The following is a 25,436-nucleotide window of genomic DNA, read 5'->3' as shown; positions in this document are numbered from 1 at the left end:
TCCGCTCGGGCCGGTGGGCTTGTCGGCGTCGGCGTTCACTCAGTCACCGTTCCTTCCGAAGGTGTCGCGGACCCGGTCGGCCACCCCGCCGACGCTCGCCTCGTAGGTGAAGCCCTGCTCGAAGCGGTAACTGCGGCGCACGTCGACCGGGTCGATGCCGTTGATGGCCGCCTTGGCGAGCCGCAGCAGTTCCCCGTCCTTCGCGGCGATCTCGCCCGCCAGCTCCAGGGCCGCCGCGCGGAGCCCGCCCGGCGGCACCACCCGCCACACCGAGCCGTGCCCGTGCAGTTCGGCCGCCGTGACCGTGCGCGAGGTGTAGTACAGGGCGCGCAGCAGGTGCTGGGGGACCAGCCGGGACAGATGGGTGGCCGCGCCCAGGGCGCCCCGGTCCAGCTCCGGCAGCCCGAACACGGCGTCCTCGCTCGCCACGATCACGTCCGCGTTCCCCACCAGGCCGACGCCGCCGCCCAGACAGAAGCCCTGCACCGCCGCCACCACCGGGACCTCGCACTCGTACACCGCGGCGAACGCCTCGAAGCAGCCGCGGTTGGCGCCGACGAGCGCGCTCGGCCCCCGCGCCTGGATCTCCTTGATGTCCACGCCCGCGTTGAACCCGCGCCCCTCGGCGGCCAGCACCACACACCGGGTGCCGGGATCGCGGCCGGCCGCGCGCAGGGCGTCCGCCAGGGCGAACCAGCCGCTCACCGGCAGTGCGTTCACCGGCGGGAAGTCGACCGTGACGAGCGCGATTCCCTTGTCCGGCCCCTTTTCCGGGGACGAGGTGGAGACACCCATGGAAGCATCAGCTACCTTTCCACCAAACGTTTGTTAGGTGGAAGGTAGCAGCGAATGGAGCTGGACGGGAAGGTCGCCGTCGTCACCGGCGGCACGCGCGGAGTGGGCGCCGGCATCGCACGCTCCCTCGCCCGCGCGGGCGCCCAGGTCGTGGTCTGCGCCCGCCGGCCACCGGAACACCCGCTCGAAAAAGCCGAGTTCATCCCGCTCGACGTACGGGACGCCGACGCCGTACAGCGCTTCTTCACCGGCCTGCCCCGGCTCGACGTCCTCGTCAACAACGCCGGCGGCGCCCCCTACCGCCCCCTCGCGCACACCGACGCCGCACGGCACGCGCGCGTGATCGAACTCAACCTCCTCGCACCACTGACCGTCTCCCTCGCCGCGTACGACCACCTCCGGCACGCGAACGGCTCGATCGTGATGATCGGCAGCGTCAGCGGCAGCCGCCCCTCGCCCGGCTCGGCCGCCTACGGCGCGGCCAAGGCAGGCCTGGAGAACCTCGCCCGCTCCATGGCCGTCGAATGGGCGCCCCGGGTACGCGTGAACACCCTCGTCGTCGGCATGGTCCGCACCGAACTGACCCACCTCCACTACGGCGGCGAGGACGGCGTCGAAGCCGTCGCCCGCACCGTCCCGCTCGGCCGGCTCGCCCTCCCCGCCGACGTGGGCGCGGCAGCCGTCTTCCTCGCCTCCGACGCGGCCCGCTACATCAGCGGGGCGAGCCTGCTCCTGCACGGAGGCGGCGAACGGCCCGCCTTCCTCGACGCCGCAACCGCCAACAAGGAGACGTGAGATGAGCGGAACCTGCCACCGGCGCGTCGTCGTCGTCACCGGCGCGGGACGCGGCCTCGGACGCGCCCACGCGCTCGCGTTCGCCGCCGAGGGCGCCCGGGTCGTCGTCAACGACCTCGGCGTCGGCCTCGACGGCACACCCGGCGCCCACAGCCCCGCCGGCCAGGTCGTCGACGAGATCCGCGCGAGCGGCGGCGAAGCGGTCGCCCACCACGGGGACATCGCCACCCCCGAGGGCGCCGCCGGCCTCGTCGACGCCGCCCTGGACACCTACGGCCGCCTCGACACCCTCGTCAACAACGCCGGCTTCCTGCGCGACCGCATGCTCGTCAACCTGACCGACGACGACTGGGACGCCGTCCTGCGCGTCCACCTCAAAGGCCACTTCCTCACCCTGAAACACGCCGCCGCACACTGGCGCGCCGAGACCAGGGCGGGCCGCCCGCCCACCGCCCGCATCATCAACACCAGCAGCGGCGCGGGACTGCTCGGCTCGGTCGGACAGGGCAACTACAGCGCCGCGAAAGCCGGGATCGTCGCCCTCACCCTCGTCGCCGCCGCCGAACTCGCCCGCTACGGCGTCCAGGTCAACGCGATCGCCCCCGCCGCCCGCACCCGCATGACCGAACGCACCTTCGCCGCCGCCATGGCCGCCCCCGAGAACGGCTTCGACGCGATGGCCCCGGAGAACGTCTCCCCGCTCGTCGTCTGGCTCGGCTCCGCCGCGAGCGAGGGCGTCACCGGACGCGTCTTCGAGGCGGACGGCGGCCGGATCACCGTCATGGAGGGCTGGCGGCCGGGACCCACCACCGACAAAGGAGCCCGGTGGACCCCCGCCGAGGCGGGAGAGGCCGTACGGAAACTGCTGACGCACACGACACCACCGGGCCCGGTGTACGGCACCCAGGCCTCCTGAAAACCCGCACACACGGGACGCGAGCCCCCGGCGACCCGCCTACGTGTCGCACTCCAGCACCGTCCGGCACAACGCGCACCGCGCCCGGACCCGCCCCCGCACCGGCACCCTGATCCGCTGGTGACAGGTGGGGCACGCGAACGTCACCCGCAACGCCCCCGGCGAACCCGGAGCGAAGCTGTACGGACTGTCCGGGGCCGCCACCGACCGACGGTCCCGGTGGTCCTGGGAGTCCTGGGCGTGCCGGCGGTCACGCGCGTAACGCCGCCGCCCCGCCCAGCCCGCCGCCGTCAGCGGAGGCTGCCGCTCGTCATGCCGGGCCCGCTCCAGACCCCGCCCGTACGCCGTGTACGCCTGCGCACTCGTGAACCACACCGACGGATCCTCACCGAAGACCAGCGACCGCTTCGCCAGCACGTACCCGAACTCCTCCGGAGTCAGATACCCCAGCTTCTGCGAGGACGCCGCGTCCTCCCGGTACGCGTCGAGAAGCAGCCAGCCCGCCCCCAGATACGTCGTCGCCGTGTCCGTCAGGATCTCGTTGTCCCGAGTCCCCGGGAACGACAGACCCAACCGATGCAGATAGACATGCATGATCTCGTGCGCCAGCGCCGCGCCGATGTCCCGCCGATGAGTACGGAACCGGTCGTTCAGCTCGACGAAGTACTCCGGACCCGCCGTGAGTTCGACGTTCGCCGCATGCTCCATCGCACGGAACGCGACGATCATCCGCGCCTGCGGCAACCGGAAGTGCCGCACCAGCTCACGCGCCACCCGCTGCACCCCCAGATGCAGATCGTCGGTGTCGCAGAACGCCACGTCCGCCGGCACCACACTCGACGTGAACTGATGGATCGTGTCGTACGACAACCGCCTGTACAACGCCGTGACAGCCGCCCGCACCGTCTCCAGGTGCGGGTACCCGTGCTCGACCGGCCCGCCGTTCGCCACGCCCGCACCCCCAAGACGCCGAGAACCCCATTCCACTGTAAGGGCAGGCCACCCCCGCAGCGGGCCCGGCGGACGCACTAGGGTGAACGCCCATGACCACCAGCAACACCCCCGGCCCCGGAGACGTCGACCCCGCCGTCCGCGAGGAGCTCGCCCGGCTGCGCGACAGCATCGACAACATCGACGCCGCCGTCGTCCACATGCTCGCCGAGCGCTTCAAGGCCACCCAGCAGGTCGGCCACCTCAAGGCCCGCCACCAGCTGCCGCCCGCCGACCAGGCCCGCGAAGCCCGCCAGATCGCCCGGCTGCGCACCCTCGCCGAGAACGCCAAACTCGACCCCGCGTTCGCCGAGAAGTTCCTGGGCTTCATCATCGCCGAGGTGATCCGCCACCACGAGCGCATCGCCGAGGACACCGTCAACGGCCCCGCCCCCGCACCGAACTGACCCGCACGGCGCACGCTACGGGCGGTAACCGGCCGGACGCGATCCGTCGGCGCCGCCCGCCGCACCCGCTCCACCCCACGACCGCCACGGCGCTCCGGCGCGAGAAGGGACATAGGGCACGTACCGATCCGCCCCTGTGCCCGGCCAGCGGTATCAGGCAGCATGTCGTGCATGTCCGTACTGACGCGCGACGAAGCGCAGAGCCGTGCCAAGCTCCTCGACGTCCACCGCTACACCATCGAGCTCGACCTGACGACCGGCGACGAGACCTTCGAGTCCAGCACCGTCATCCGGTTCGCCGCGCGCGCGGGCGGGGACACCTTCGTCGAGGTCAGGCCCGCGACACTGCACCTCGTCACCCTCGACGGCGAGCCCCTCGACCCGGACACCCTGGACGGCAACCGGCTCCCCCTCGAGAACCTCACCGCCGGCGACCACGAACTGCGCGTCCGGGCGAGCATGCGCTACTCCCGCACCGGCGAAGGCATGCACCGCTTCACCGACCCCACCGACGGCGAGACCTACCTCTACACCCAGCTCTTCATGGAAGACGTCCAGCGCGTCTTCGCCGCCTTCGACCAGCCCGACCTCAAGTCCGTCTTCGAGCTGACCGTCAAGGCCCCCGAGACCTGGACCGTCCTCGCCAACAGCATCACCGAACACCTCGGCGAAGGCCGCTGGCAGGCCGCCCCCACCCCCCTCATCTCCACCTACCTCGTCGCCGTCGCCGCCGGCCCCTGGCACTCCGTGCGCACCGAACACCAAGGCCTCCCGTTCGGCCTCCACTGCCGCCGCTCCCTCGCCCCCCACCTCGACGCCGACGCCGACGAACTCCTCGAGATCACCCGGCAGTGCTACGACCGCTACCACGAGAAGTTCGAGGAGCCCTACCCCTTCGACTCCTACGACCAGGCGTTCGTCCCCGAGTTCAACGCCGGAGCCATGGAGAACCCCGGCCTCGTCACCTTCCGCGACGAGTTCGTCTACCGCTCCGCCGTCACCGACACCGAACGCCAGACCCGCGCCATGGTCATCGCCCACGAGATGGCCCACATGTGGTTCGGCGACCTCGTCACCCTCCAGTGGTGGGACGACATCTGGCTCAACGAGTCCTTCGCCGAGTACATGGGCTACCAGACCCTCACCGAAGCCACCCGCTTCACCGGCACCTGGACCGACTTCGGCGTCGCCCGCAAAGCCTGGGGCTACGAAGCCGACCAGCGCCCCTCCACCCACCCCGTCGCCCCCGAGAACGTCGACGACACCGCCTCCGCCCTCCTCAACTTCGACGGCATCTCCTACGCCAAGGGCGCCTCCGCACTACGACAACTCGTCACCTGGCTCGGCGAGAAGGACTTCCTCGCCGGCATCAACACCCACTTCGCCCGCCACCGCTTCGCCAACGCCACCCTCGCCGACTTCATCGACTCCCTCGCCACCCACACCGACCGCGACGTCCACGCCTGGGCCGACGCCTGGCTGCGCACCACCGGCGTCGACACCCTCACCCCCACCCTGGGCGGCAGCAACGGCGACCACAGCCTCACCATCACCCACCGCGGCAGCCGCCCGCACCGCGTCGCCGCCGGACTCTACGACCTCGACCTCACCGACGCAGGCGGCCTCACCCTGCGCGAACGCCTCGAGATCGACATCCCGCAGAACGCACCCCAGCCCATCGGCAAGCGCCCCGCCCTGGTGCTCCTCAACGACGGCGACCTCACCTACACCAAGGTCCGCTTCGACCCCGCCTCCTTCGAAACCGTCCGCACCAGCCTGTCCGGCCTGCCCGACCCGCTCACCCGCGCCGTCGTCTGGAACTCCCTGCGCGACGCCGTCCGCGACGGCGACCTCGCCCCCACCGCCTACCTCGACGCCGCCCGCGCCCACCTTCCCAAGGAAACCGACCTCGCCCTCGTCCAGGGCGTCCTCGCCTACGCCTCCGCACAGGTCGCCGACCGCTACGTCACCCCCGAGCAGCGCCCCGCCGCCGTCGCCACCCTCTCCGCCCTCTGCCGCGACCTCATCCGCCGCACCGAGGACGGCGACCACCCCGGCCTGCGCCTCATCGCCGTACGCCACTTCATCGACGTCGCCGCCCACCCCGACACCATCGCCGCCTGGCTCGCCGACGGCACCGTGCCCGGCGGCCCCGAACTCGACCCCGACCTGCGCTGGCGCGTCCTCGCCCGGCTCGCCGTCCTCGGCGCCACCGACGAGCGCGCCATCGCCACCGAACTCGACCGCGACCCCTCCGCCACCGGCCGGGAAGGCGCCGCCCGCTGCCGCGCCGCCCTCCCCGACCCGGACGCCAAACGCACCGCCTGGGCCGCCATGTTCGACGACGACGCCCTCTCCAACTACCTCTTCACCGCCACCGCCCAAGGCTTCTGGCAACCCGAGCAGAGCGACCTCGTCGCCGACTACGTCCCGCGCTACTACCAGGACGCCGTCACCCTCGCCGCCCGCCGGGGCCCCGCCATCGCCGAAGCCGCCGGCCGCTGGGCCTTCCCCGCCCACGCCGTCACCCCCGACACCCTCCGCCTGGGCGAGGAGTGCCTGGCCGAAGCCGCCCCCATCCCCGCCCTGCGCCGCAAACTCGTCGACCAACTCGACGACCTGGCAAGGGCGTTGAGGGTGAGGGAGGCGTAGGGACACCACCGGCGTCGAGGGCGTCGCGGGCGAGGCGGCCGAGGCGGCCGAGGCGGCCGAGGCGGGCCCCCGAAGCTGCGGCCTTCCGGATCGCTCCTCAGCCGATCCGCCAGGAACGGAGCTTCTCGGGGTTGCGCACCGCCCAGATACGCCTGATCCGGCCGCCCGCGATCTCGAACGAGAACACGGTCGCGATACTGCCGTCCTGCCGCGCCACCAAGCCGGGCAGACCGTTGACCGTGCACTCCAGCAATGCCGTACGGCCGGCCCACAGACCGGCGATCTCCGCGTAGCCATGTGCGATCCGCTCACCGCCCACGAGCGGACGCGGGTGGGTCACGGCCAGCCCGCCGCCGTCGGCGGTCGCGGTGGCGTCGGGGTCGAGCAGACCGACCAGGGCCTCGATGTCCGCGGCCTCCCACGCGATCCTGAACCGCGTGACGACGTCGGCCTGCCCCGCACCCGGGACCGCCGGGGTCCGCGCGGTGCGGACGCGACGGCGCGCCGACGAGGCCAGTTGGCGGCACGCCGCCGGACTACGGCCGACGACCCCGGCGATCTCACCGAACGGGTAGCGGAAGACGTCGTGCAGGACGAACGCGACACGCTCGGCCGGGGTCATCGCATCGAGGACGACCAGGAACGCCATCGTCACCGACTCGTCGAAGGTGACCCGATCGGCCGGATCGATCCCGCCACCGCCGGAACGCCCGGTGATCCACTCCGTGGGCTCCGGCAGCGGTTCCGGGATCCAGTCACCCACATACGTCTCCCGCCTGGCCCGCGCCGAGCCGAGCAGATTCAGACAGATACGGCCGGCCACCGTCATCAGCCAGGCGCCCGGCGACTCGATGGCCTGCTGCTCCCGCGCGGACAGGGCATACCAACGGGCGTAGGTCTCCTGCACGACGTCCTCGGCGTCCGCAACGGACCCGAGAAGCCGATAGCCGAGGTTGATCAGCCGCCGCCGCTCGCTCATGATCACGCCGAGGTCCGGATCCCTCTGACCGTCGCCCCGCTCGCCCCTGGTGGTCCCGCCTCTGGTGGTCATCGTCCGGCCGTCTCCCTCGCTCGCCTCTGTGCCTCTACCCCTTACGACAGGACAGCGCATCGGAATGTGAGGCCCACGCGCCGCCTCACATTCCGACGGGCTGCCTTGTCGTACCGGCGAGGACGACGACAAGACGAAGAGGTGACTTTCATGAACGACTTCCAGGCCATCGCGGACCGCGTCGAGATCGAGGCACTGCGCGGCGAGTTCACCGACGCGGTGATGATGCGCGACCGACCCCGCCTGGCATCGCTGTTCACACCGGACGGCGCCCTGCGCATGCCCAACATCCCCGCCGAAATGGTCGGCCGCGAAGAGATCCGTGCCCAGGGCGAGCGGCTGCAGAGCCAGTGGGACTTCTTCGTACAGACCACACACCCCGGCACGATCGCCCTCGACGGCGACACCGCGACCGGCCGCGCCTACATCCAGGAACTCGCGCGCACCCTCGACGGACGCCAGGGCCTGAACTACGCCGTCTACCACGACCGCTACCGGCGCACCGAGGAGGGCTGGAAGTTCGCCGAGCGGGTGTACGAGGTCAGGTACCTCGACACCTCCCCGCTGGCGGGCACCGCACCCCACGCGGCGCGGGAGTCCGGGACCCACCAGGCAGACGCCACCGCCACCCCGGCCACCGCCACCCCGGCCACCCCCACCCCGGCCACCGCCACCCCGGCCACCCCCGCCACGGCCACCCCCGCTCCGGCCGCGTCCTTCGCCGACCCGGCACCGGCCGAACAACTGGAGCGGGCAGCCGCCGCACTGCGCGCCAACGGCTTCACCACCGAGATCCTCGACGACGTCACGGCCGCCCGCGCCCGCATCAAGGAACTGCTCCCCGAAGGCGCCGGCGTGCTCACCGGAGCCAGCGAGACCCTCCGGCTCTCCGGCATCGACGAGGACATCAACACCGGCGGCCGGTACGACGCCGTCAGGCCGCGCATCCTGGCCATCGACCGTGCCACCGGCGCCGACGAGATCCGAAGGCTGGCCGCCGGCCCCGAATTCGTCGTCAACAGCGTCGCCGCGGTCACCGAGACCGGATCGCTCGTCCTCGCCTCGGGCAGCGGCAGCCAGCTCCCCGCCAACGCCGGCGGCGCCGCCCACGCGGTCTGGATCGTCGGCGCGCAGAAGGTGGTCCCCGACCTGAGCACAGCACTGCGCCGCGTCGAGGAGCACGCCCTCCCACTGGAGAACGTCCGCGCCCAGGCGGTGTACGGGACGCCCAGCGCCGTCAACCGCCTGCTCATCCTCAACGCCGAACCCCGCCCGGGGCGCGGCACCGTACTGCTTCTCCGAGAAGCCGTCGGATACTGACCCGGCGCAGGGCTCCCTCCGAGCCACGGCGCCAGGTCCCCCGCCGGTCCTGGCGCCAGGTCATGTGCACCGCCCCCGCCCGCCTCCGGCGCCAGGCCCTCCGCCGCCGCCGGCGCCAGGCCCTCCGCCGCCGGCGCCAGGCCCCGTCACCGCCCCAGGCCCCGTCACCGCCCCAGGCGCCGTGTCCGTGCACCGCCCCCGGCGCCAGGCCCGGCCCCGGTGCCACCTCCCGTGGCGGGGCCGCGGGCGCACATCCCCCTTTAGGGTTCCGATCACCAGATCTTCCGGGCGCGCCACCGCAATCCCCGACAAGCTGGCACTCCCCGCTGCGGCCATCCGCCCCCGCACCCCGGAGGAGCCCCCGTGAGCATGCCGCCCCTCGCCTCAGGACCCGAAGGCCCCGACGCCCTGAGGCCGTTGCTCGCCACCGTCCTCGACGCCCTCGCCACCGGCACCCGGGCCCGCGGCGGACCACTGCCCGCAGGCGGCCCCCAAGCGGTCGCCACCCGGCTACGGCACGCCGTCGGGGAGGTACTCCCCGAACACGGCGACCCCGCCGCCCTCGCCACCCTCGTCCACGCCCTCGCCGAAGGGGCCGCCGACCCCGCCGACCCCCTCTGCGCCGCCCACCTGCACTGCCCACCCCTCGCCGTCGCCACCGCCGCCGACCTCGCCGTCTCCGCCCTCAACCCCTCTCTCGACTCCTGGGACCAGGCACCGGCCGCCTCCGAACTGGAGGCCCTCGTGACACGGAGACTCGCCGCGCAGGCCGGCCTGGCCGACGCCCTCGTCACCACCGGCGGCACCGAAGCCAACCAGCTCGCCCTCCTCCTCGCCCGCGAAACCCACGGCCCCACCGTCAGACTCGTCTGCGGCGCCAACGCCCACCACTCCCTGCCCCGCGCCGCCTGGCTATTCGGTCTCCCCGAACCCGTGATCATCCCCACCCCCACCGGCACCCTCGACCCCACCGCCCTCACCCACACCCTCACCACCCTGCCCGGCCCCCTCCTCGTCGCCGCCACCGCCGGCACCACCGACGCCGGACTCATCGACCCCCTCCCCGCCATCGCCGCCCTGACCACCACCCACGGCGCCCGCCTCCACATCGACGCCGCCTACGGAGGCGGCCTCCTCTTCAGCGACCGCCACCGCCACCTGCTCACCGGCCTCGACACCGCCCACACCGTCACCCTCGACCTGCACAAACTCGGCTGGCAGCCCGTCGCCGCCGGACTCCTCGCCGCCCGCGACGCCACCGACCTCACCGCACTCCACCACCACGCCGACTACCTCAACGCCGACGACGACACCGAAGCCGGCCTCCCCGACCTCCTCGGCCGCTCCCTGCGCACCACCCGACGCCCCGACGCCCTCAAGATCGCCGTCACCCTCAAAACCCTCGGCCGCACCGGCCTCGGCGCCCTCGTCGACCAAGTCTGCGCCCACGCGCACGAGTTCGCCGACATCGTCACCGCACACCCCGGCTTCGAACTCCACGCCCCACCCACCATCAGCACCGTCCTCTTCCGCCCCACCGGCGCCACCGACGACACCGTGGCCGAGACACGCCGCCGCCTCCTCACCCACGGCCACGCCGTCCTCGGCCGAGCCCGCCTCCACGGCCGGCTCTGGCTCAAGGCCACCCTCCTCAACCCCCACACCCGCCCCCACGACCTGGCCGCCCTCCTCGACCTGGTGGAAGGAAACACCCCCCGATGAACACGCCCCCACACTTCACCGCCGACACCCCCCGCGACCTCGTCGGCATCGGCATCGGCCCCTGCAACCTCTCCCTGGCCGCCCTGGCCCAACCCCTCGCCGAACTCGACGCCGTCTTCTACGAACAACGCCCCCGCTTCGACTGGCACCCCGGCCTCCTCATCGACGGCGCCCGCGTCCAGGTCCCCTTCCTCGCCGACCTCGTCACCCTCGCCGACCCCACCAGCCCCTGGACCTTCCTCAACTACCTCAAAACCCACCAGCGCCTCTACCCGTTCTACTTCGCCGAGCGCTTCCACACGCAACGCGCCGAATACGACACCTACTGCCGCTGGGTCGCCGACCAACTCCCCGGACTCCACTTCCGCCACCAGGTCGACGCCGTCCGCTGGAACCCCGAACGCGACGTCTTCGAAGTCGACCACACCCAACTCGACACCGACGGCGAAGCCCTCGGCCGCACCCACACCCGCAACGTCGTCCTCGGCATCGGCACCGAGCCCTACATCCCCGACGCCCTCCGCCCCCTCGTCGACGCCCCCGGCGTACCCGTCGTCCACGCCGCCGACTACCTCACCCACCGCGACACCCTCCTCGCCGCCGGCCACATCACCGTCGTCGGATCAGGACAGTCCGGCGCCGAAGTCTTCCTCGACCTCCTCCGGCACCGCCCCGCCGGCCGCGAACAACTCCACTGGATCGGCCGCACCGACGCCTTCGCCCCCATGGAGTACTCCAAACTCGGCCTCGAACACTTCACCCCCGACTACACCCGCTACTTCCACGCCCTCCCCGAAAGCACCCGCGACCGCCTCACCGCCGCCCAATGGCAACTCCACAAAGGCATCGACACCACCACCCTCGCCGCCATCCACGACGAGCTCTACCACCGCACCGTCAACGGCGGCTGGCCCGACACCGTCCTCACCCCCGGCGTCCGCGTCCGCACCGCGGGACGCATCGCCACCACCAAGATCGAACTCCACCTCGAACACCTCCAGCAGAACACCCGCACCCGCCTCACCACCGACGCCGTCGTCCTCGCCACCGGCCACCGCGAACGCCCCCTCGACCGCATCCTCGCCGGCCTCGACCCCTACATCCGCCGCGACAACAGCGAACGCCCCCGCGTCGACGAACACTTCCGCCTCGTCCTCGACCCCTCCGTCACCGCCACCGGCTGCAACATCTACCTCCAGAACGCCGAACGCCACACCCACGGCGTAGGCGCCCCCGACCTCGGCCTCGCCGCCTGGCGCGCCGCCACCATCCTCAACACCCTCACCGGCAAAGAGACCTATCCCCTCCCCACCCGCACCGCCTTCACCACCTTCGGACTCGAACAACCACAACCCCGAGTCCCCGCGGCCCGACAGGCGCCCACCCCCACCCTCACCCCCCTCGTCGACCGACGCTGAAAGCCACACCCGACACCCCACCCCACGGCCCCCGGCCCACCCATGCGAAAGGCGGTGCTCCCACGGTGACCCACCCGGCCACCGCACGAAACACCGCCCACCGCCCCACAGGACTACACGAGTGCGGAACCCCTAGAAGACCGGCGTACCGTCACGCGTCAGCCTCCAGTCCACCGACGCGAAGTCCTTCGGATCCAGCACACCCTTCGCCGTCACCCACTCCGAGATCCGCGTACGGATCTCCGTCGACTCCGACCACAGCTCCTGCGCCGACGCCACATGCGGGAACGCGCCACCACCATTGGCCCGGTAGTTGTTCACCGCCAGCACGAACTGCTGCGCATCGTCCAACGCCGCCCCGTTGTACGTCAGGTTCCTGATCCGCGAACCCGCCGCCTGCGCGATGTCGATCTCGTACACCAGACCCGACACATAGTCGTAGTTGTAGTCCGGACGCCCCGCCGCGTTCGTCAACTTCTCCGTGTCGACCACCGCACCCGCGGCCGTCTGCACGAAGTACTGCGCCGAGTACTCCAGGTACGCCCGCACCTGCGCACCCGTCATCAACTTCGCCACCAGCGTGTTGTCGTACACGTACAGGCTCGACAGATCCCGGATCGTCACCTGACCGGCCGGGATCTCCGACGTCCGCGAGAACGGCGACGCCTGCGCGATGACCGGCAGCGACGCGTACGACGTACCCGCCAGCGCCGCCTTGACGACGTCCTCCTGCACCTTCGTGATCAGGTCGATGATCGGAGCGTCCTTGTACCGCGCCTCCACCGTCGTCAACGTCTCCGTCGCCGAACCGACCACCTGGTTGACGTACGCCACGACCTTCGCGTGCTCGTCACCCAGCAACTTCGTGATCTTCGGGTCGTCCGCCACGGTGTTCGAGTTCAGCACCTTCGACGAAACGGACTCGACCGTCCACCGACCCTTCTCGAACACCAGCTCCACATCGAACACCGACAGCCGCTCCGCATACGCCAACGGCTCCGACAACACGACCGTCTTCCCGGTCTTCGCGTTGACGACCTTCAGCTCCGGAATCTCCACATGCGCATGACCCACCAGCACCGCGTCGATGTCCGGCACCTGCTGCGCCACCAACGCCGCCGAGTTCTCCACATACGGCAGCTGGTCACCGTACGACGACGTCCCCGACGAACCCGAGTGCGCCGACACGATCACCACGTCCGCACCCAGCGACTTCAGCTTCGGCACCCACTTCGCCGCCTGCTCCTCCAGCCCCGGGAACGCCAGCTTGCCCTGCACGTACGCCTTGTCCCAGATCGCGATACCCGGGTTCGTCAGCCCCAGCACCGCCACCTTCACCGGCGGCGCACCCTTCACACAGAACGTCTTGATCACATAGGGCGCGAACGCCGGCTTCAGCGTCTTCGCATCCACCGCATTCGCACCCAGCAGCGGGAACCGCAACTGCGACTCGAACTTCCGCAGCGTCTCGATGCCGTAGTTGAACTCGTGATTGCCCAGCGCCGCCGCGTCATACCCGATCGCGTTCATCGCCTGCGCCATCGGGTGCACCGGACCACCCTTGGCGGTGATCGGGTCCACCTTCGCGTAGTAGTACGTCAGCGGAGTGCCCTGGATCGTGTCACCCGCGTCCAGCAGCAGCGTGTTCTCGCGCCCCTTCTCCTCACGGATCTGGTTCACCAGCGTCGAGATACGCGCCAGCCCCTGCGCGTTACCGGCCGCGTCCTTGTACTCCGCGTCCTTGAAGTAGTCCCAGTTGAACACGTGACCATGCAGGTCCGTCGTCCCCAGCACCGTCAGCGCATACCGCTTCGGCTGCTTGACCGGCTTCCCCGGCTTCTTCGCCTCGGCGGCCCGCGCCGGAGCCACCGCAGCACCCGCGATCGCCACCCCCGCCCCGGTCACAGCGGACTTCTTCAGGAACTTCCGGCGATTCAACGGCATGACTCAGGCTCCTCGGGGACTGGCTGACGACGCGCGTAGATTCTGACCCGGACCCGACCGACGGCAACAGGTCCAGGAGGTTGCGATCTGATGACCAGCACGGTCAACTCCCCCCAGGAGCCCGGGAAAGCCATGACAAGGTAGGACGTATGACCTCCCCGCAGAATCCCCCGTACGGCACACCCGACGCCCCCCTCCTCACCGTCCGCGGCGAGGCCGAACTCGAAGTCGACCCCGAGATCGCCCGCATCGGCATCACCATCACCGCCCGCGGCCGCGACCGCCGCACCACCCTCGACGACCTCACCCGCCGCAACACCACCGCCCTCGACCTCGTGAAGTCCTACGGCGACGCGGTCGAGAACCTCTCCACCGGCACCATCTCCCTCACCCCCGAACTCACCCACCGCGGACGGGGCGAACGCGTCCGCACCTACCACGGCACCATCCACCTCACCGCCGAACTCACCGACTTCACCGCCCTCGGCGAACTCACCACCCGCCTCGCCGACCTCGACCTCACCAGGATCGACGGCCCCACCTGGGAACTCCGCCCCACCTCACCCGTCCACCGCCAAGCCCGGCAACAAGCCGTACGCGAAGCCGTACAACGAGCCGGCGAATACGCCGAAGCACTCGGCACCACCGTCGCCGCCCTCCTCGAACTCGCCGACACCGGCACAGCCGGCGGACGCCCCCGCGCCGCCTTCGACCGCCGCGCCGTCCGCTTCTCCATGGCCGCAGCCGACGCGGACACCACCACACCCGAACCCCTCGACCTCGAACCCCAGCGCATCCAGGTCCGGGCCGAGATCAGCGCCCAGTTCACGATGAATCCACCGAGCCTGTGAATTCACCCGTTCGGGGAAGCCGCGGTAAGAGCCGGAGCAAAACCGAAAAGTGCTCATCAGAGCGGTAGCCCGCACAATTTATTAATTGACGGCAGTCGACAACAACCCTTCACCCAAAGGTTGTTGGACGGCCATGCCCTCCGAATTCCCTACCCACCGGTAAGACATAAGCTCGAAACATGCGCCGAGCAAAAATCGTCTGCACCCTGGGCCCCGCCACCGACACATACGACCAGATCAAAGCCCTGGTCGACGCCGGAATGGACGTAGCCCGCCTCAACCTCAGCCACGGCGGCCACGCCGAGCACGAGGAGCGCTACCAGCGCGTCCGCAAGGCCTCCGACGAAACCGGCCGCAGCATCGGCCTCCTCGCCGACCTTCAAGGCCCGAAGATCCGCCTCGGCACCTTCGCGGAAGGCCCCGTACTCCTTGAACGCGAAGACACCTTCACCATCACGGTCGAGGAAGGCGTAGAGGGCGACCGCCACAGGTGCGGCACCACCTACGCCGGCCTCGCAGCCGACGTCACCACCGGCGAACGCATCCTCGTCGACGACGGCAAGGTCTGCCTCGAAGTCACCGACGTCGACGGCCCCCGCGTCCACACCCGCGTGATCGAAGGCGGCGTGATCTCCGACCACAAGGGCCTCAACCTCCCCGGCGTCGCCGTCTCCGTCCCCGCCCTCTCCAAAAAAGACGAAGAAGACCTCCGCTGGGCGCTCCGCACCGGCTTCGACGTCATCGCCCTCTCCTTCGTCCGCAGCGGCCGCGACATCGTGGACGTCCACCGGATCATGGACGACGAAGGCCGCCGCCTCCCCGTCATCGCCAAGATCGAGAAGCCCCAGGCCGTCGAGAACATCGACGACATCGTCGCCGCCTTCGACGCGATCATGGTCGCCCGCGGCGACCTCGGCGTCGAGATGCCCCTCGAACAGGTCCCCATCGTCCAAAAGCGCGCGATCAAGCTGGCGAAGCGCAACGCCAAGCCCGTCATCGTCGCCACCCAGATGCTCGACTCCATGATCGAGAACTCCCGCCCCACCCGCGCCGAAGCCTCCGACGTCGCCAACGCCGTCATCGACGGCACCGACGCGGTCATGCTCTCCGGCGAGACCAGCGTCGGCAAATACGCCATCCAGACCGTCCGCACCATGGCGAAGATCGTCGAAGCGGCCGAGGAGGACATCCTCGCCAAGGGCCTGTCCGACCTCACCGCAAGCAACAAACCCCGCACCCAGGGCGGCGCCGTCGCCCGCGCCGCCGCCGAGATCGGCGACTTCCTCGACGCCAAGTTCCTCGTCGCCTTCACCCAGAGCGGCGACACCGTCCGCCGCCTCTCCCGCTACCGCTCCCCGATCCCCCTCCTCGCCTTCACCCCGGAACCGGCGACCCGCTCCCAGCTGAACCTGACCTGGGGCGTCGAGACGTTCCTCGGCCCGCACGCGGACTCGACGGACGCGATGGTCGACCAGGTGGACGAGCTGCTGCTGAGGCACGGCCGCTGCCAGAAGGGCGACGTGGTGGTCATCACGGCGGGTTCGCTCACCGGGGTCTCGGGCTCGACCAACCTGGTCCGCGTCCACCACGTCGGAGAGGACGACAGCCCGAAGTAGGGGGACCGGGTCAGTACTTGGGGCCTACGTGGGTGTCGAGCAGGGCGACGTGCGCCTTCTTGGCGACGGAGATGTTGTAGGGGTTCCCGTTGCGGGTGCAGTGCGTCCACTCGGTGCCCAGCTTTTCGAGGGTGTCGGTGAAGAGCCGCCGGATGTCGTCGGAGACGTTGGTGAAGAAGTACCGGGGGTATGCGTAGCGCTTGCGTTCACCGGCAACGATGCGGGTCGTCCAGTTGGTGATGCGGCACCCGTCGGAGTGGCTGAGACGGCCTTCTGTCGAACCTCGGTGCTATGAAAGGTCATACGAACACGTTGCGTGACTGGTGGTGACCGTGCGCAGCAAAAAGCGGAGGATCACGCGAACGTGATCCTCCGCTTATTGGTGCCGGGTGCGGGACTCGAACCCGCAAGCCGTTAGGCGCGGTCTTTTGAGGACCGTGTGTATGCCGATTCCACCAACCCGGCGGGACTGGCTGATCGGAAGCATACCGGGTCACCGTAGCGCCCCGCCTCTAGGTAGGCTGCACAAGCAGCTGCAAACAGCCCGGCCCGTAACAAGGAGCCCCCGTGACCGCCCCCGAGTCGCCCCAGCCCGTAGACGCGCCCGACGACGACAGGTCGCACGTGCCTCCGCTGACGACCCGTGTCGTCATCGCCGAGGACGAGGCGCTGATCCGTCTCGACCTCAAAGAGATGCTGGAGGAGGAGGGCTACAGCGTCGTCGGCGAGGCCGGTGACGGTGAGCAGGCGATCGAGCTCGCGCGCGAGCACAAGCCGGACCTGGTCATCCTCGACGTGAAGATGCCCAAGCTGGACGGCATCTCCGCCGCCGAGAAGATCGCCGAGGAGCGCATCGCGCCGGTGCTGATGCTGACCGCGTTCTCGCAGCGCGACCTCGTCGAGCGGGCGCGCGACGCCGGTGCGATGGCTTACCTGGTGAAGCCGTTCAGCAAGAGTGACGTCGTGCCGGCGATCGAGATGGCCGTCTCGCGTTTCACGGAGCTGCGGGAGCTGGAGAACGAGGTCGCGGATCTGACGCTGCGGCTGGAGACGCGCAAGCTGGTGGACCGGGCGAAGTCGATTCTGCAGACGGAGTACGGGCTGACGGAGCCGGCGGCGTTCCGCTGGATCCAGAAGACGTCGATGGACCGTCGGATGTCGATGCAGCAGGTGGCGGAGGCGGTCATCCAGGACGCGGACGAGAAGAAGTCGTCCAAGGGCTGAGCAAGCACGGTAGAGCAGACGACGAGGCCCGCGCCCGGAGAAGGGGCGCGGGCCTCGTCGTGTGCGAGGGGGTGCTCAGTCCTCGCCGAGGTACGCCTTGCGGACGGACTCGTCGTGGAGGAGGTCCTGGCCGGTGCCGGAGAGGACGATCTTGCCGATCTCCATGACGTGGCCGTGGTCGGCGAGCGAGAGGGCTGCCTGGGCGTTCTGCTCGATGAGCAGGATGGTCATGCCCTGGGCCTTGAGCTCGACGATGGTGGACATGATCTTCTGCATCATGATGGGGGAGAGGCCCATGGAGGGCTCGTCCAGCATGAGCAGTTTGGGCTGGGACATGAGGGCGCGGCCCATGGCGAGCATCTGCTGTTCGCCGCCGGACAGGGTGCCGGCGGCCTGCTTGCGGCGCTCTCCCAGGATGGGGAAGAGGTCGTAGGCGCGCTGGATGTCCTTTTCGATGCCGGGCTTGTCGTTGCGGAGGAAGGCGCCGAGGCGGAGGTTGTCCTCGATCGTCATGCGCGGGAAGATGTGCCGCCCCTCGGGGGAGTGGGCGAGTCCGAGCGAGACGATGTCGTGGGCGGGGGTCTTCTTCAGCGATTTGCCGTTGAACCTGATCTGGCCGCCGACCGGCTTGAGCAGGCCGGAGAGGGTGCGCAGGGTGGTGGTCTTGCCGGCGCCGTTGGTGCCGATCAGGGTGACGACCTCGCCGGCCTCGACCTTGAACGAGATGCCTTTGACGGCCTCGATCTTGCCGTAGGCGACCCGGAGGTCCTCGACTTCGAGCAGTGCGGTCATCGGTCGTTCTCCTTGCCGGGCGCGGCGTCCGTCGGGGTGGCGGCGCTCTCGGCTTTCGCTTCGGCTGCCTCGACTTCGGCTATTTCCTCGTCGCCGGGGGCGTTTTCGAAGGGTTCGCCGAGGTAGGCGGCGACCACTCGTTCGTCGCCCTGGACGGTGGCGCTGTCGCCTTCGACGAGCTTCTCGCCCTGGACGAGTACGGCGACTCGGTCGCAGAGGTTGAAGATGAAGCGCATGTCGTGCTCGATGACGAGGACGGCGATGCCCTTGTCGCGGATGGCGAAGACGAGTTCTTCGGTCGCGCGGGTTTCCTGGGGGTTCATGCCGGCGGTGGGCTCGTCGAGGAGGAGGAGGCCGGGCTCGCTGGCGAGTGCGCGGGCGATTTCGAGCTTGCGCTGTTCGCCGTAGGGCAGGTTGCGTGCGAGGTGGTCGGCCTTCTTCTCCAGGCCGATGAACTCCAGGAGTTCCATGGCGCGTTCGCGGCTGGCGGCTTCGGCGCGGTGGAAGGAGGGGAGGCGCAGGACGGCCGACCAGAAGCCTTCCTTGGTGCGGGTGTGGCGGCCGACGAGGACGTTTTCCAGGACGGTCATGTTGGAGAACAGACGGATGTTCTGGAAGGTGCGGGCGATGCCTGCGGCCGTGACCTTGAAGGATTTGGGCGGCAGGACGGTGCCCTTGTAGCGGACTTCGCCCTCGGTGGGGATGTAGAGGCCGGTGAGGCAGTTGAAGAAGGTGGTCTTGCCGGCTCCGTTGGGGCCGATGAGGCCGACGATTTCTCCGGCGTTGACGTGGAGGTTGACGTCGCGGACGGCGGTGAGGCCGCCGAAGCGCATGGTGACGCCGCGGGCGTCGAGCACCGTCTCGCCGACAGGGGCGACAGGGGCGTCCTTGGTGGTGGTGTCGGTGGTCATGGTGGTCAGGCCCCTGCCTTGGTCAGGACGGTGGGAGCTTCCGCGTCCTCGTGGAATTCGAGCTGGCGGCGCCGGTTGGGGATGAGTCCCTCGGGGCGGAAGCGCATCAGCAGGATGAGGGCGAGGCCGAAGGCGAAGAGCTGGTAGTCGCCGAGGAACTGGAGCTTGTTGGGGATGAGGAAGAGCAGTGCCGCGCCGATGAGGGGTCCGCTGATGGTGCCCATGCCGCCGAGGACGACGGCGGCGAGCAGGAAGGCGGAGTTGGGCGGGATGGGGCCGGCGAAGAGGTACTGCTCGGGGGTGACGGTGTAGGTGACGTGTGCCTGGACGGTGCCGGCGAGGCCGGCGAGGGAGGCGCCGACGGCGAAGGCGATGAGCTTGACGCGGAAGCCGTTGATGCCCATGGCGAGGGCGGCGGTCTCGTCTTCGCGGATGGCGACCCAGGCGCGGCCGATGCGGGAGTCGCCGCTGCGTCGGAAGACGAGGACGACGATGGCGGTGATGACGAGCATCAGGAAGAAGTAGTTGGCGAAGCGGCCGATGGTGAATCCGGCGATGGCGTGTTCGGCTCCGAAGTCGAACCCGAGGATGTTGAGGTTCGGGATGGAGGAGATGCCGTTGGAGCCGTTGGTGATGTCGGGGCCGGAGGTGCCGTCGAGGTTGTTGGCGGTGATGCGGAAGATCTCGCCGAAGCCGAGGGTGACGATGGCGAGGTAGTCGCCGCGCAGTCGCAGGGTCGGGGCGCCGATGAGGACGCCGAAGACGAGGGATGCGGCGGCTCCGACGAGGACGGCGGCCCAGAACGGGAAGTGCACGTCGAAGGGGGAGCTGGGGGAGCCGGAGACCATGGCGGCGGCGTAGGCGCCGACGCCGAGGAAGGCGACGTAGCCGAGGTCGAGGAGGCCGGCGAGGCCGACGACGATGTTGAGGCCGAGGGCGACGGTGCCGAAGATGAGGATGTAGACGCCGACGGTGGCGTACTGGTCGTCGGTCTGGGTGAAGGGGAACATCGCGGCGGCGACGAAGGCGCCGCAGATGGTGATGTTCTGGTGTCGGGCGGTGATCTGGCTGGCCTGGGCGACGAGGCCGGACTTGTTGAGTGCGGCGAAGCCGAAGGCGGCGGTGATCAGGAAGCCGATGAAGAGTTCGTCGTACTCGGTGCCGATGCCGTAGGTGAAGACGGTGAGGCCGAGGCCGAGGATGCCGACGATGATGAGGATCTCGACGTAGGAGGGCAGGGTGCCGAGGGTGCTGGGCTTGCCGCCCGCGTAGGCGGCTTTGATGGTCTGCCAGCGGTACGCGTAGGCGTGCTTGACGTGTTCCCAGCGGGTGTCTTCGGGGTCGATCGGGTCGGGTTCGGGCCGCTCGAAGGGGAGTGCGCGGGCGCCGAGGTAGGTGACGGCGGAGGCGATGGCGGCGATGTAGCCGCCCGGCTCGAGGTTGACGATGCCGCCGAGGTCGGCGGTGATCGCGATGATCGTGTACCAGGTGGTGTAGAAGGTCGCGAGTGCGGCGAACTTGATGGCGCCGTCGCCGCCGGCGGGGGTGAGCCAGCGCAGGCCCTTGACGCCGTAGGAGGAGAGGCCGAAGAGGGTGGTGAGGGCGCCGCCGATGAGGACGAGGACCTGGAGGCCGCCGGGGTAGCCGTAGACGGTGAGGTCGCCGGGGAAGGCGGAGGTCCAGGTCCAGGCGAGGAAGGTGGAGACGACGGTGAGGGCGCCGCCGCCGGTGGCGAGTGCGCGTCCGATGTGAGGCGGTATGCCCAGGGTGTCGGTCGTGGTGACCGGGCTGGGGGCGCCGGGGGTCTCGGGTGCGGTGGTCTGTGTGGTCATCGGTGTCACGCCCTGTCCGCGACGCGCTCGCCGAGCAGGCCTTGTGGCCTGAACAGCAGTACGAGGATGAGAAGTACGAAGGCCCAGACGTCGGCCCAGGACTGGCTGCCGAACTTGTCCATGCCGGGGATGTCGGCGATGTAGGCGGTGGCCAGCGTTTCGGCGATGCCGAGGACCACGCCGCCGATCATGGCGCCGTAGATGTTGCCGATGCCGCCGAGGACGGCCGCGGTGAAGGCCTTGAGGCCGAGGATGAAGCCCATGCGGTAGTCGATCTGGCCGTACTTGAGGCCGTAGGCGACACCGCCGATGGCGGCGAAGACGGCGCCGAGGGCGAAGGCGATCACGATGATGCGGTCGGTGTTGACGCCCATGAGCTTGGCGGTGTCCGGGTCCTGCGCGGTGGCCTGCATGCCGCGTCCGGTGCGGGTCTTCATGACGAAGTAGGCGAGGACGGCCATGCTGATGGGGGCGGCGGCGAGGAGGAAGATGTCACCGGTCTGGATGGTGACGTCGCCGATGTGGAAGGGGCCGCCCTCGATCTGGGGGAAGGTGCGGGCCGAGGTGGCTTCGGGGTACCAGGCCCAGACCGCCTGCTGGAGGGCCAGGGAGAGGCCGATGGCGGTGATGAGGGGGGCGAGGCGGGGTGCGCCGCGCAGGGGGCGGTAGGCGAACCGTTCCGCTCCGATGGCGACGAGGACGGCGACCAGGATGGCGCCGATGAGCATGAGCGGCAGGGCTATCCACATGGTCGTGCCGTTCGGCAGTACCCAGAGGTAGACGGAGAGAGCCCCGAATGCTCCCGTCATGAAGATCTCGCCGTGGGCGAAGTTGATGAGCTGGACGATGCCGTAGACCATTGTGTAGCCAATGGCGACCAGCCCGTACATGGATCCCAGTAGCAGGCCGTTGACCAGCTGCTGCGGCAGTTCGTTCACCGCATGTCCTCCGAGACGTTCGGATAATTTCGACGTGTGTGTCCGGATGTGAGTTCGCGCGGGGCGCCAGTGGAACAGCGCCCCGCGCGGCTCGTGTGATGCGGGGTGGGTCAGCCGGAGTAGGTGCCGGACTTGACCGGCTTCCAGGCGCCGTTCTCGACGGCGTAGACGGTGAGCTGCTTGTTGGTGGCGTCACCGAACTCGTCGAAGGAGACCTTGCCGGTCACACCGTCGAAGGAGACGTTCTGCATGGCGGCGGTGACCTTGGCGCGGGCGTCGTCGGGAAGCTTGCCGTCGTTGTCGTCGACGACCTTCTTCACGGCCTCGATGATCGCCCAGGCCGAGTCGTAGGAGTAGCCGCCGTAGGCCTCGTAGGCCTCCTTGTAGCCCTCGGTCTTGTAGTTGGCGACGAACTCCTTGGCGGAGGGGAGCTGCTCGACCGGTGCGCCGACGGAGGTGGCGAGGTCGCCGGCGGCGGTGGCGCCGGCCAGCTTGATGAAGTCGGCGCTGTAGATGCCGTCGCCGCCGACCACGGGGATCTTGGCGCCGGCGGCCTTGATCTGCTTGCTCAGGGGGCCGGCCTGCGGGTACTCGCCGCCGTAGTAGACGACGTCGGCGCCGGAGGTCTTGACCTTGGTGGCGATGGCCGAGAAGTCCTTGCTGTCCGGGTTGATGTGCTCGGTGCCGGCCACCGTGCCGCCGAGCTTCTTGAACTCCTCGGTGAAGGTTCCGGCGAGGCCGGCGCCGTAGGTCTTCTTGTCGTCGATGACGAAGACCTTCTTCTTCTTGGCGTCGTTGATCAGGTACTGCGCGGCGAACGGGCCCTGGATGGCGTCCGTGGTCGCGGTGCGGAAGTACGACTTGTAGACGCGCTTCTTGGAGGTCGCCCAGTCGGTGCCCTGGGTGAGCGCCGGGTTGGTGTTGGCCGGGGAGACCTCGACGAGCTTGGCGTCGTCGAAGACCTTCTGCATCGACTCGGCGACGGAGGAGTTCAGCGGGCCGACCACGCCGAGGACGGACTTGTCGGCGACCAGCTTGGTGGCGTTCTGCTGGCCCGAGGACGGCTGGGCCTGGTCGTCGAGCGCCTCGATCTTGAAGGTGACGCCGTCGACGTACTTCTGCTTGTTGGCCGTCTTGGCGGCGAGGTCGACGGAGTTCTTGATGCCGAGGCCCAGCGCGGACAGGTCGCCGGTCAGCGGGGCGTCGATACCGATGGTGACGGTGGTGCCACCGCTGTCGGAGCCCTTGTCGTCGCTGTCGCGCGAACCGCAAGCGGTGAGGGTGAGTGCTCCTGCGGACAGCGCGGCGGTAATGGCGATGAGCGAACGTTGACGCACGTTCCAGTCCTTTCCCTGGGCGGCCCTCCCCCCTGGAAGAAGCCGAGTCGAGCGCTGGGCCGAAGGGGTATTCCAGCCGCGCGGTGACTGGGCGTGACTCTAAGCGGGTGAAGGTGACGGGGAGGAGGGTCTGACCCATGCTGTGACTCTCTTGTTATGACACGAGGTAATGCAGAGCGGTACTTGGTGGGTGGAACAGCTGAATTCAGGCCGATTCGCCCTGTCCGCATGGTGAGAACGTGCAGGACGAACCCGGGTATGTTCAGGTGTCTCAGGCGTTTTGGTGATTACTTGATTCGTTGCTACAGGCGACTTGTAGGGCCGCGGAGAGGTCGTGCGCATAGCGCGAGCCGAGGATGAAACTGTGGACTTGTATTGCGCGTGCATTACGTAGAGTTACGTCCACGAAAGGGAGTCCGACGTTCTTCGGCACTTTTCCGCATTCCGTTACGTGCATGGTGATGACCACCTTGCGGACGGAACCCGCTTTTGTCCTGAAGGGGGCCCGGGGGGCCGAGGTCAGGGAAAGCCCTGGGTACGGCTGGGCGAGCCGGGTCACGGTGACCGGCGGGCCGGACTCCACGCCGAGGACGACGTCGAAGGCGAAGGTGCGAGGGCGGGTGCCCGGCGGTACGGCGACCTCGCCGAGGTAGCTGACGTCCACCACCTGGGACGGGAACGGCGGTGCGGGGTGCGCCTGTTCGGTGTCGTGCGGCCGCGTCGCCCAGAGGTAGCCGCCGCCCGCGAGGAGGACCGCCGCGGCGAGGACGGCCGACACGGCCCGGCGGTGCGCGGCATGGCGGCGGCCGAGCCCACGGAGCAGGCGGGTGAAGGGAGTTGGGGCGTCCGCGCCGGGGGCGTCGGCGCGGACGGGGGCGCGGGCGGCCGCGGGGGTCTCCCACGCGTGTGTGCCCTCGCCGGGCTCCACGGGGCCGACGCCGCTCACTGCCAGGGACCCTCGGTCGGGCCGCCGGAGCGGTACCGGTCAGCGCAGCCCTCGGCCGCCTCGCGGCCGATCAACTCGTCCGCCGCGTCGGCCCCTTGACGCTTCTTCGCGGTCCGCGCGGCGTCCACGACGGTCCGCAGGATCTCGTACTGCCCGTTGGACAGCCCCATCGACTGGTAGTCCCCGTAGGCGGTGCTGTCGAGGACCTCGCGCGACCAGTGGGCGACGATGCGGGTGCACAGCTCCTCGGGCGAGGAGGTGGACGCCGACGGCGACGGGGTGCCGCTCGCGTCGGCGTTCCCCGGGACTCCGCAGCCGGCCGCCGGCAGGACCGCCAGCAAGGCCGCCGCCAACGCCGGTCCGGACAGCCGCCTCGCCGCCACCGCCCGTGGGGCTCCTCCCGTGGTCATGCCCCGACGCTAGGCCGCCGCGGTGGCGGTGGGCAACGGCCGCGCGTCGGTCACCCTCCGGAGCGCCGTTGCCGTCAGTGAGCGGCGCGCACCTGCGCGCCGTCGCCGGCCCGGACGTCCCGCAGCAGGCAGGTCAGCCGCGCGGTGCACACGCGCCGGCCCTCCTGGTCGCTGATCACGATCTCGTACGTCGCCGTGGAGCGCCCCTGGTGCACGGGTGTGGCCACGCCGGTGACCAGGCCGGAGCGGACTCCGCGGTGGTGGGTGCAGTTCAGGTCGACACCGACGGCGATCTTGGTGCTGCCGCCGTGCAGCATGGAGCCGACCGAGCCGAGGGTCTCGGCGAGGACCGCGGAGGCGCCGCCGTGCAGCAGGCCGTAGGGCTGGGTGTTGCCCTCGACCGGCATGGTGCCGACGACCCGGTCCGCGGAGGCCTCGACGATCTCCACGCCCATGCGGTTGCCGAGGTGCCCGGCGGAGAACAGGGCCAGGATGTCGATGCCGAGGGCCGCGTACTCGTCGATGACCTCTTGCGGGAACTTCACGTGCTGCTGCTCGCCCATGGGGCC

The 25,436-nt window shown here is 69.9% G+C and carries 22 protein-coding genes, 1 tRNA gene and 1 pseudogene; 10 read left to right on the top strand and 14 right to left on the bottom strand.

Translation table 11 applies throughout. From position 1 onward, the window contains the following. Window positions 1–39: 39 nt before the first annotated feature. Window positions 40–795 (bottom strand): enoyl-CoA hydratase family protein, encoded by a 756-nt coding sequence (locus tag QQM72_RS21925; protein WP_314222565.1) that lies wholly within the window; start codon window positions 793–795, stop codon window positions 40–42. A 54-nt stretch (window positions 796–849) separates the two neighbouring features. Here QQM72_RS21925 and QQM72_RS21920 point away from each other — a divergent pair, with 54 nt between their 5' ends. Both QQM72_RS21920 and QQM72_RS21915 read left to right on the top strand, forming a co-directional pair. Continuing rightward, window positions 850–1,590 carry an SDR family oxidoreductase gene (locus QQM72_RS21920; protein WP_314222564.1) on the top strand — a complete coding sequence of 247 codons (741 nt, stop codon included), beginning with the start codon at window positions 850–852 and terminating at the stop codon, window positions 1,588–1,590. Window position 1,591: 1 nt separating this feature from the next. Continuing rightward, a complete protein-coding gene (locus QQM72_RS21915) occupies window positions 1,592–2,506 on the top strand; it encodes an SDR family oxidoreductase (RefSeq protein ID WP_314222563.1) in 915 nt (304 codons plus the stop codon). 39 nt (window positions 2,507–2,545) lie between these two features. On the opposite strand, the gene QQM72_RS21910 is transcribed toward QQM72_RS21915, so the two are convergent. Beyond that, complete coding sequence (locus QQM72_RS21910; RefSeq protein ID WP_314222562.1) at window positions 2,546–3,457, bottom strand: hypothetical protein; 912 nt, start codon at window positions 3,455–3,457, stop codon at window positions 2,546–2,548. Window positions 3,458–3,549: 92 nt separating this feature from the next. Here QQM72_RS21910 and QQM72_RS21905 point away from each other — a divergent pair, with 92 nt between their 5' ends. Together QQM72_RS21905 and pepN are read left to right on the top strand one after the other, a co-directional pair. Then, window positions 3,550–3,903, top strand: coding sequence for a chorismate mutase (locus QQM72_RS21905; protein ID WP_054242932.1), 354 nt, complete (start codon window positions 3,550–3,552; stop codon window positions 3,901–3,903). Between the two features lie 171 nt (window positions 3,904–4,074). Then, a complete protein-coding gene (pepN, locus tag QQM72_RS21900; RefSeq protein ID WP_314222561.1) occupies window positions 4,075–6,555 on the top strand; it encodes an aminopeptidase N in 2,481 nt (826 codons plus the stop codon). 97 nt (window positions 6,556–6,652) lie between these two features. On the opposite strand, the gene sigJ is transcribed toward pepN, so the two are convergent. After that, complete coding sequence (gene sigJ / locus QQM72_RS21895) at window positions 6,653–7,606, bottom strand: RNA polymerase sigma factor SigJ (RefSeq protein ID WP_314222560.1); 954 nt, start codon at window positions 7,604–7,606, stop codon at window positions 6,653–6,655. 150 nt (window positions 7,607–7,756) lie between these two features. Between sigJ and QQM72_RS21890 the strand changes: the two genes are divergently transcribed. The 3 genes from QQM72_RS21890 (at window position 7,757) to QQM72_RS21880 (ending at window position 12,066) form a co-directional block, all read left to right on the top strand. Beyond that, window positions 7,757–8,926 (top strand): nuclear transport factor 2 family protein, encoded by a 1,170-nt coding sequence (locus tag QQM72_RS21890; protein WP_314222559.1) that lies wholly within the window; start codon window positions 7,757–7,759, stop codon window positions 8,924–8,926. Window positions 8,927–9,289: 363 nt separating this feature from the next. Next, a complete protein-coding gene (locus tag QQM72_RS21885) occupies window positions 9,290–10,648 on the top strand; it encodes an aminotransferase class V-fold PLP-dependent enzyme (protein WP_399078131.1) in 1,359 nt (452 codons plus the stop codon). Continuing rightward, window positions 10,645–12,066: a lysine N(6)-hydroxylase/L-ornithine N(5)-oxygenase family protein gene (locus QQM72_RS21880; protein WP_314222558.1), complete on the top strand. Its 1,422-nt coding sequence runs from the start codon at window positions 10,645–10,647 to the stop codon at window positions 12,064–12,066. The genes QQM72_RS21885 and QQM72_RS21880 overlap by 4 nt, the downstream gene beginning before the upstream one ends. A 132-nt stretch (window positions 12,067–12,198) precedes the next feature. Here QQM72_RS21880 and QQM72_RS21875 read toward each other — a convergent pair whose 3' ends face one another. Further along, window positions 12,199–14,010 carry a bifunctional metallophosphatase/5'-nucleotidase gene (locus QQM72_RS21875; RefSeq protein WP_314222557.1) on the bottom strand — a complete coding sequence of 604 codons (1,812 nt, stop codon included), beginning with the start codon at window positions 14,008–14,010 and terminating at the stop codon, window positions 12,199–12,201. Between the two features lie 149 nt (window positions 14,011–14,159). Here QQM72_RS21875 and QQM72_RS21870 point away from each other — a divergent pair, with 149 nt between their 5' ends. Both QQM72_RS21870 and pyk read left to right on the top strand, forming a co-directional pair. Next, the gene (locus tag QQM72_RS21870) at window positions 14,160–14,861 is read left to right on the top strand and encodes an SIMPL domain-containing protein (RefSeq protein ID WP_314222556.1); all 702 of its coding nucleotides are present in this window, start codon (window positions 14,160–14,162) and stop codon (window positions 14,859–14,861) included. Window positions 14,862–15,040: 179 nt separating this feature from the next. After that, the gene (gene pyk, locus QQM72_RS21865; protein WP_314222555.1) at window positions 15,041–16,477 is read left to right on the top strand and encodes a pyruvate kinase; all 1,437 of its coding nucleotides are present in this window, start codon (window positions 15,041–15,043) and stop codon (window positions 16,475–16,477) included. A gap of 10 nt (window positions 16,478–16,487) precedes the next feature. Here the strand turns inward: pyk and QQM72_RS21860 are convergent. Both QQM72_RS21860 and QQM72_RS21855 read right to left on the bottom strand, forming a co-directional pair. Further along, a pseudogene (locus tag QQM72_RS21860) lies at window positions 16,488–16,742 on the bottom strand (helix-turn-helix domain-containing protein); the annotation flags it as partial. Window positions 16,743–16,857: 115 nt separating this feature from the next. Then, window positions 16,858–16,942: transfer RNA gene (locus tag QQM72_RS21855), tRNA-Leu, on the bottom strand. 102 nt (window positions 16,943–17,044) lie between these two features. On the opposite strand from QQM72_RS21855, the gene QQM72_RS21850 reads away from it, so the two are divergent. Then, window positions 17,045–17,701: an ANTAR domain-containing response regulator gene (locus tag QQM72_RS21850; RefSeq protein WP_314222554.1), complete on the top strand. Its 657-nt coding sequence runs from the start codon at window positions 17,045–17,047 to the stop codon at window positions 17,699–17,701. A 75-nt stretch (window positions 17,702–17,776) separates the two neighbouring features. Here the strand turns inward: QQM72_RS21850 and QQM72_RS21845 are convergent, their stop codons facing one another. The 8 genes from QQM72_RS21845 to QQM72_RS21810 form a co-directional block, all read right to left on the bottom strand. Further along, on the bottom strand, window positions 17,777–18,493 hold the full coding sequence (locus QQM72_RS21845) for an ABC transporter ATP-binding protein (RefSeq protein ID WP_314222553.1): 717 nt from the start codon (window positions 18,491–18,493) through the stop codon (window positions 17,777–17,779). Further along, entirely contained in the window at window positions 18,490–19,404 is a 915-nt protein-coding gene (locus QQM72_RS21840) for an ABC transporter ATP-binding protein (protein ID WP_020131826.1), read from the bottom strand. The genes QQM72_RS21845 and QQM72_RS21840 overlap by 4 nt, the downstream gene beginning before the upstream one ends. Before the next feature lie 5 nt (window positions 19,405–19,409). After that, window positions 19,410–21,236: a branched-chain amino acid ABC transporter permease gene (locus QQM72_RS21835; protein WP_314222552.1), complete on the bottom strand. Its 1,827-nt coding sequence runs from the start codon at window positions 21,234–21,236 to the stop codon at window positions 19,410–19,412. Window positions 21,237–21,241: 5 nt separating this feature from the next. Next, a complete protein-coding gene (locus QQM72_RS21830; RefSeq protein WP_020131828.1) occupies window positions 21,242–22,174 on the bottom strand; it encodes a branched-chain amino acid ABC transporter permease in 933 nt (310 codons plus the stop codon). 110 nt (window positions 22,175–22,284) lie between these two features. Next, window positions 22,285–23,511 (bottom strand): branched-chain amino acid ABC transporter substrate-binding protein, encoded by a 1,227-nt coding sequence (locus QQM72_RS21825; RefSeq protein ID WP_020131829.1) that lies wholly within the window; start codon window positions 23,509–23,511, stop codon window positions 22,285–22,287. A 271-nt stretch (window positions 23,512–23,782) separates the two neighbouring features. Continuing rightward, window positions 23,783–24,457, bottom strand: coding sequence for a Tat pathway signal sequence domain protein (locus QQM72_RS21820; RefSeq protein WP_314222551.1), 675 nt, complete (start codon window positions 24,455–24,457; stop codon window positions 23,783–23,785). Beyond that, window positions 24,454–24,867 (bottom strand): hypothetical protein, encoded by a 414-nt coding sequence (locus tag QQM72_RS21815; protein WP_314222550.1) that lies wholly within the window; start codon window positions 24,865–24,867, stop codon window positions 24,454–24,456. The genes QQM72_RS21820 and QQM72_RS21815 overlap by 4 nt, the downstream gene beginning before the upstream one ends. Window positions 24,868–24,941: 74 nt before the next feature. After that, window positions 24,942–25,430, bottom strand: coding sequence for a PaaI family thioesterase (locus QQM72_RS21810; RefSeq protein WP_314222549.1), 489 nt, complete (start codon window positions 25,428–25,430; stop codon window positions 24,942–24,944). Between the last annotated feature and the right edge of the window lie 6 nt (window positions 25,431–25,436).

This window comes from Streptomyces zaehneri, assembly GCF_032248645.1.
GTDB lineage: Bacteria > Actinomycetota > Actinomycetes > Streptomycetales > Streptomycetaceae > Streptomyces > Streptomyces coriariae.
This window is presented reverse-complemented; position numbering and strand designations above follow the sequence as displayed.

Bases quoted from the DNA above. Each gene is read 5' to 3' on its own strand.
- QQM72_RS21840 (WP_020131826.1), bottom strand. From the start codon at position 19,404: ATGACCACCGACACCACCACCAAGGACGCCCCTGTCGCCCCTGTCGGC.
- QQM72_RS21880 (WP_314222558.1), top strand. From the start codon at position 10,645: ATGAACACGCCCCCACACTTCACCGCCGACACCCCCCGCGACCTCGTC.
- QQM72_RS21890 (WP_314222559.1), top strand. From the start codon at position 7,757: ATGAACGACTTCCAGGCCATCGCGGACCGCGTCGAGATCGAGGCACTG.
- QQM72_RS21925 (WP_314222565.1), bottom strand. From the start codon at position 795: ATGGGTGTCTCCACCTCGTCCCCGGAAAAGGGGCCGGACAAGGGAATC.
- pyk (WP_314222555.1), top strand. From the start codon at position 15,041: ATGCGCCGAGCAAAAATCGTCTGCACCCTGGGCCCCGCCACCGACACA.
- pepN (WP_314222561.1), top strand. From the start codon at position 4,075: ATGTCCGTACTGACGCGCGACGAAGCGCAGAGCCGTGCCAAGCTCCTC.
- QQM72_RS21870 (WP_314222556.1), top strand. From the start codon at position 14,160: ATGACCTCCCCGCAGAATCCCCCGTACGGCACACCCGACGCCCCCCTC.
- QQM72_RS21875 (WP_314222557.1), bottom strand. From the start codon at position 14,010: ATGCCGTTGAATCGCCGGAAGTTCCTGAAGAAGTCCGCTGTGACCGGG.
- QQM72_RS21905 (WP_054242932.1), top strand. From the start codon at position 3,550: ATGACCACCAGCAACACCCCCGGCCCCGGAGACGTCGACCCCGCCGTC.
- QQM72_RS21815 (WP_314222550.1), bottom strand. From the start codon at position 24,867: ATGACCACGGGAGGAGCCCCACGGGCGGTGGCGGCGAGGCGGCTGTCC.
- QQM72_RS21915 (WP_314222563.1), top strand. From the start codon at position 1,592: ATGAGCGGAACCTGCCACCGGCGCGTCGTCGTCGTCACCGGCGCGGGA.
- QQM72_RS21845 (WP_314222553.1), bottom strand. From the start codon at position 18,493: ATGACCGCACTGCTCGAAGTCGAGGACCTCCGGGTCGCCTACGGCAAG.
- QQM72_RS21810 (WP_314222549.1), bottom strand. From the start codon at position 25,430: ATGGGCGAGCAGCAGCACGTGAAGTTCCCGCAAGAGGTCATCGACGAG.
- sigJ (WP_314222560.1), bottom strand. From the start codon at position 7,606: ATGACCACCAGAGGCGGGACCACCAGGGGCGAGCGGGGCGACGGTCAG.
- QQM72_RS21835 (WP_314222552.1), bottom strand. From the start codon at position 21,236: ATGACCACACAGACCACCGCACCCGAGACCCCCGGCGCCCCCAGCCCG.
- QQM72_RS21920 (WP_314222564.1), top strand. From the start codon at position 850: ATGGAGCTGGACGGGAAGGTCGCCGTCGTCACCGGCGGCACGCGCGGA.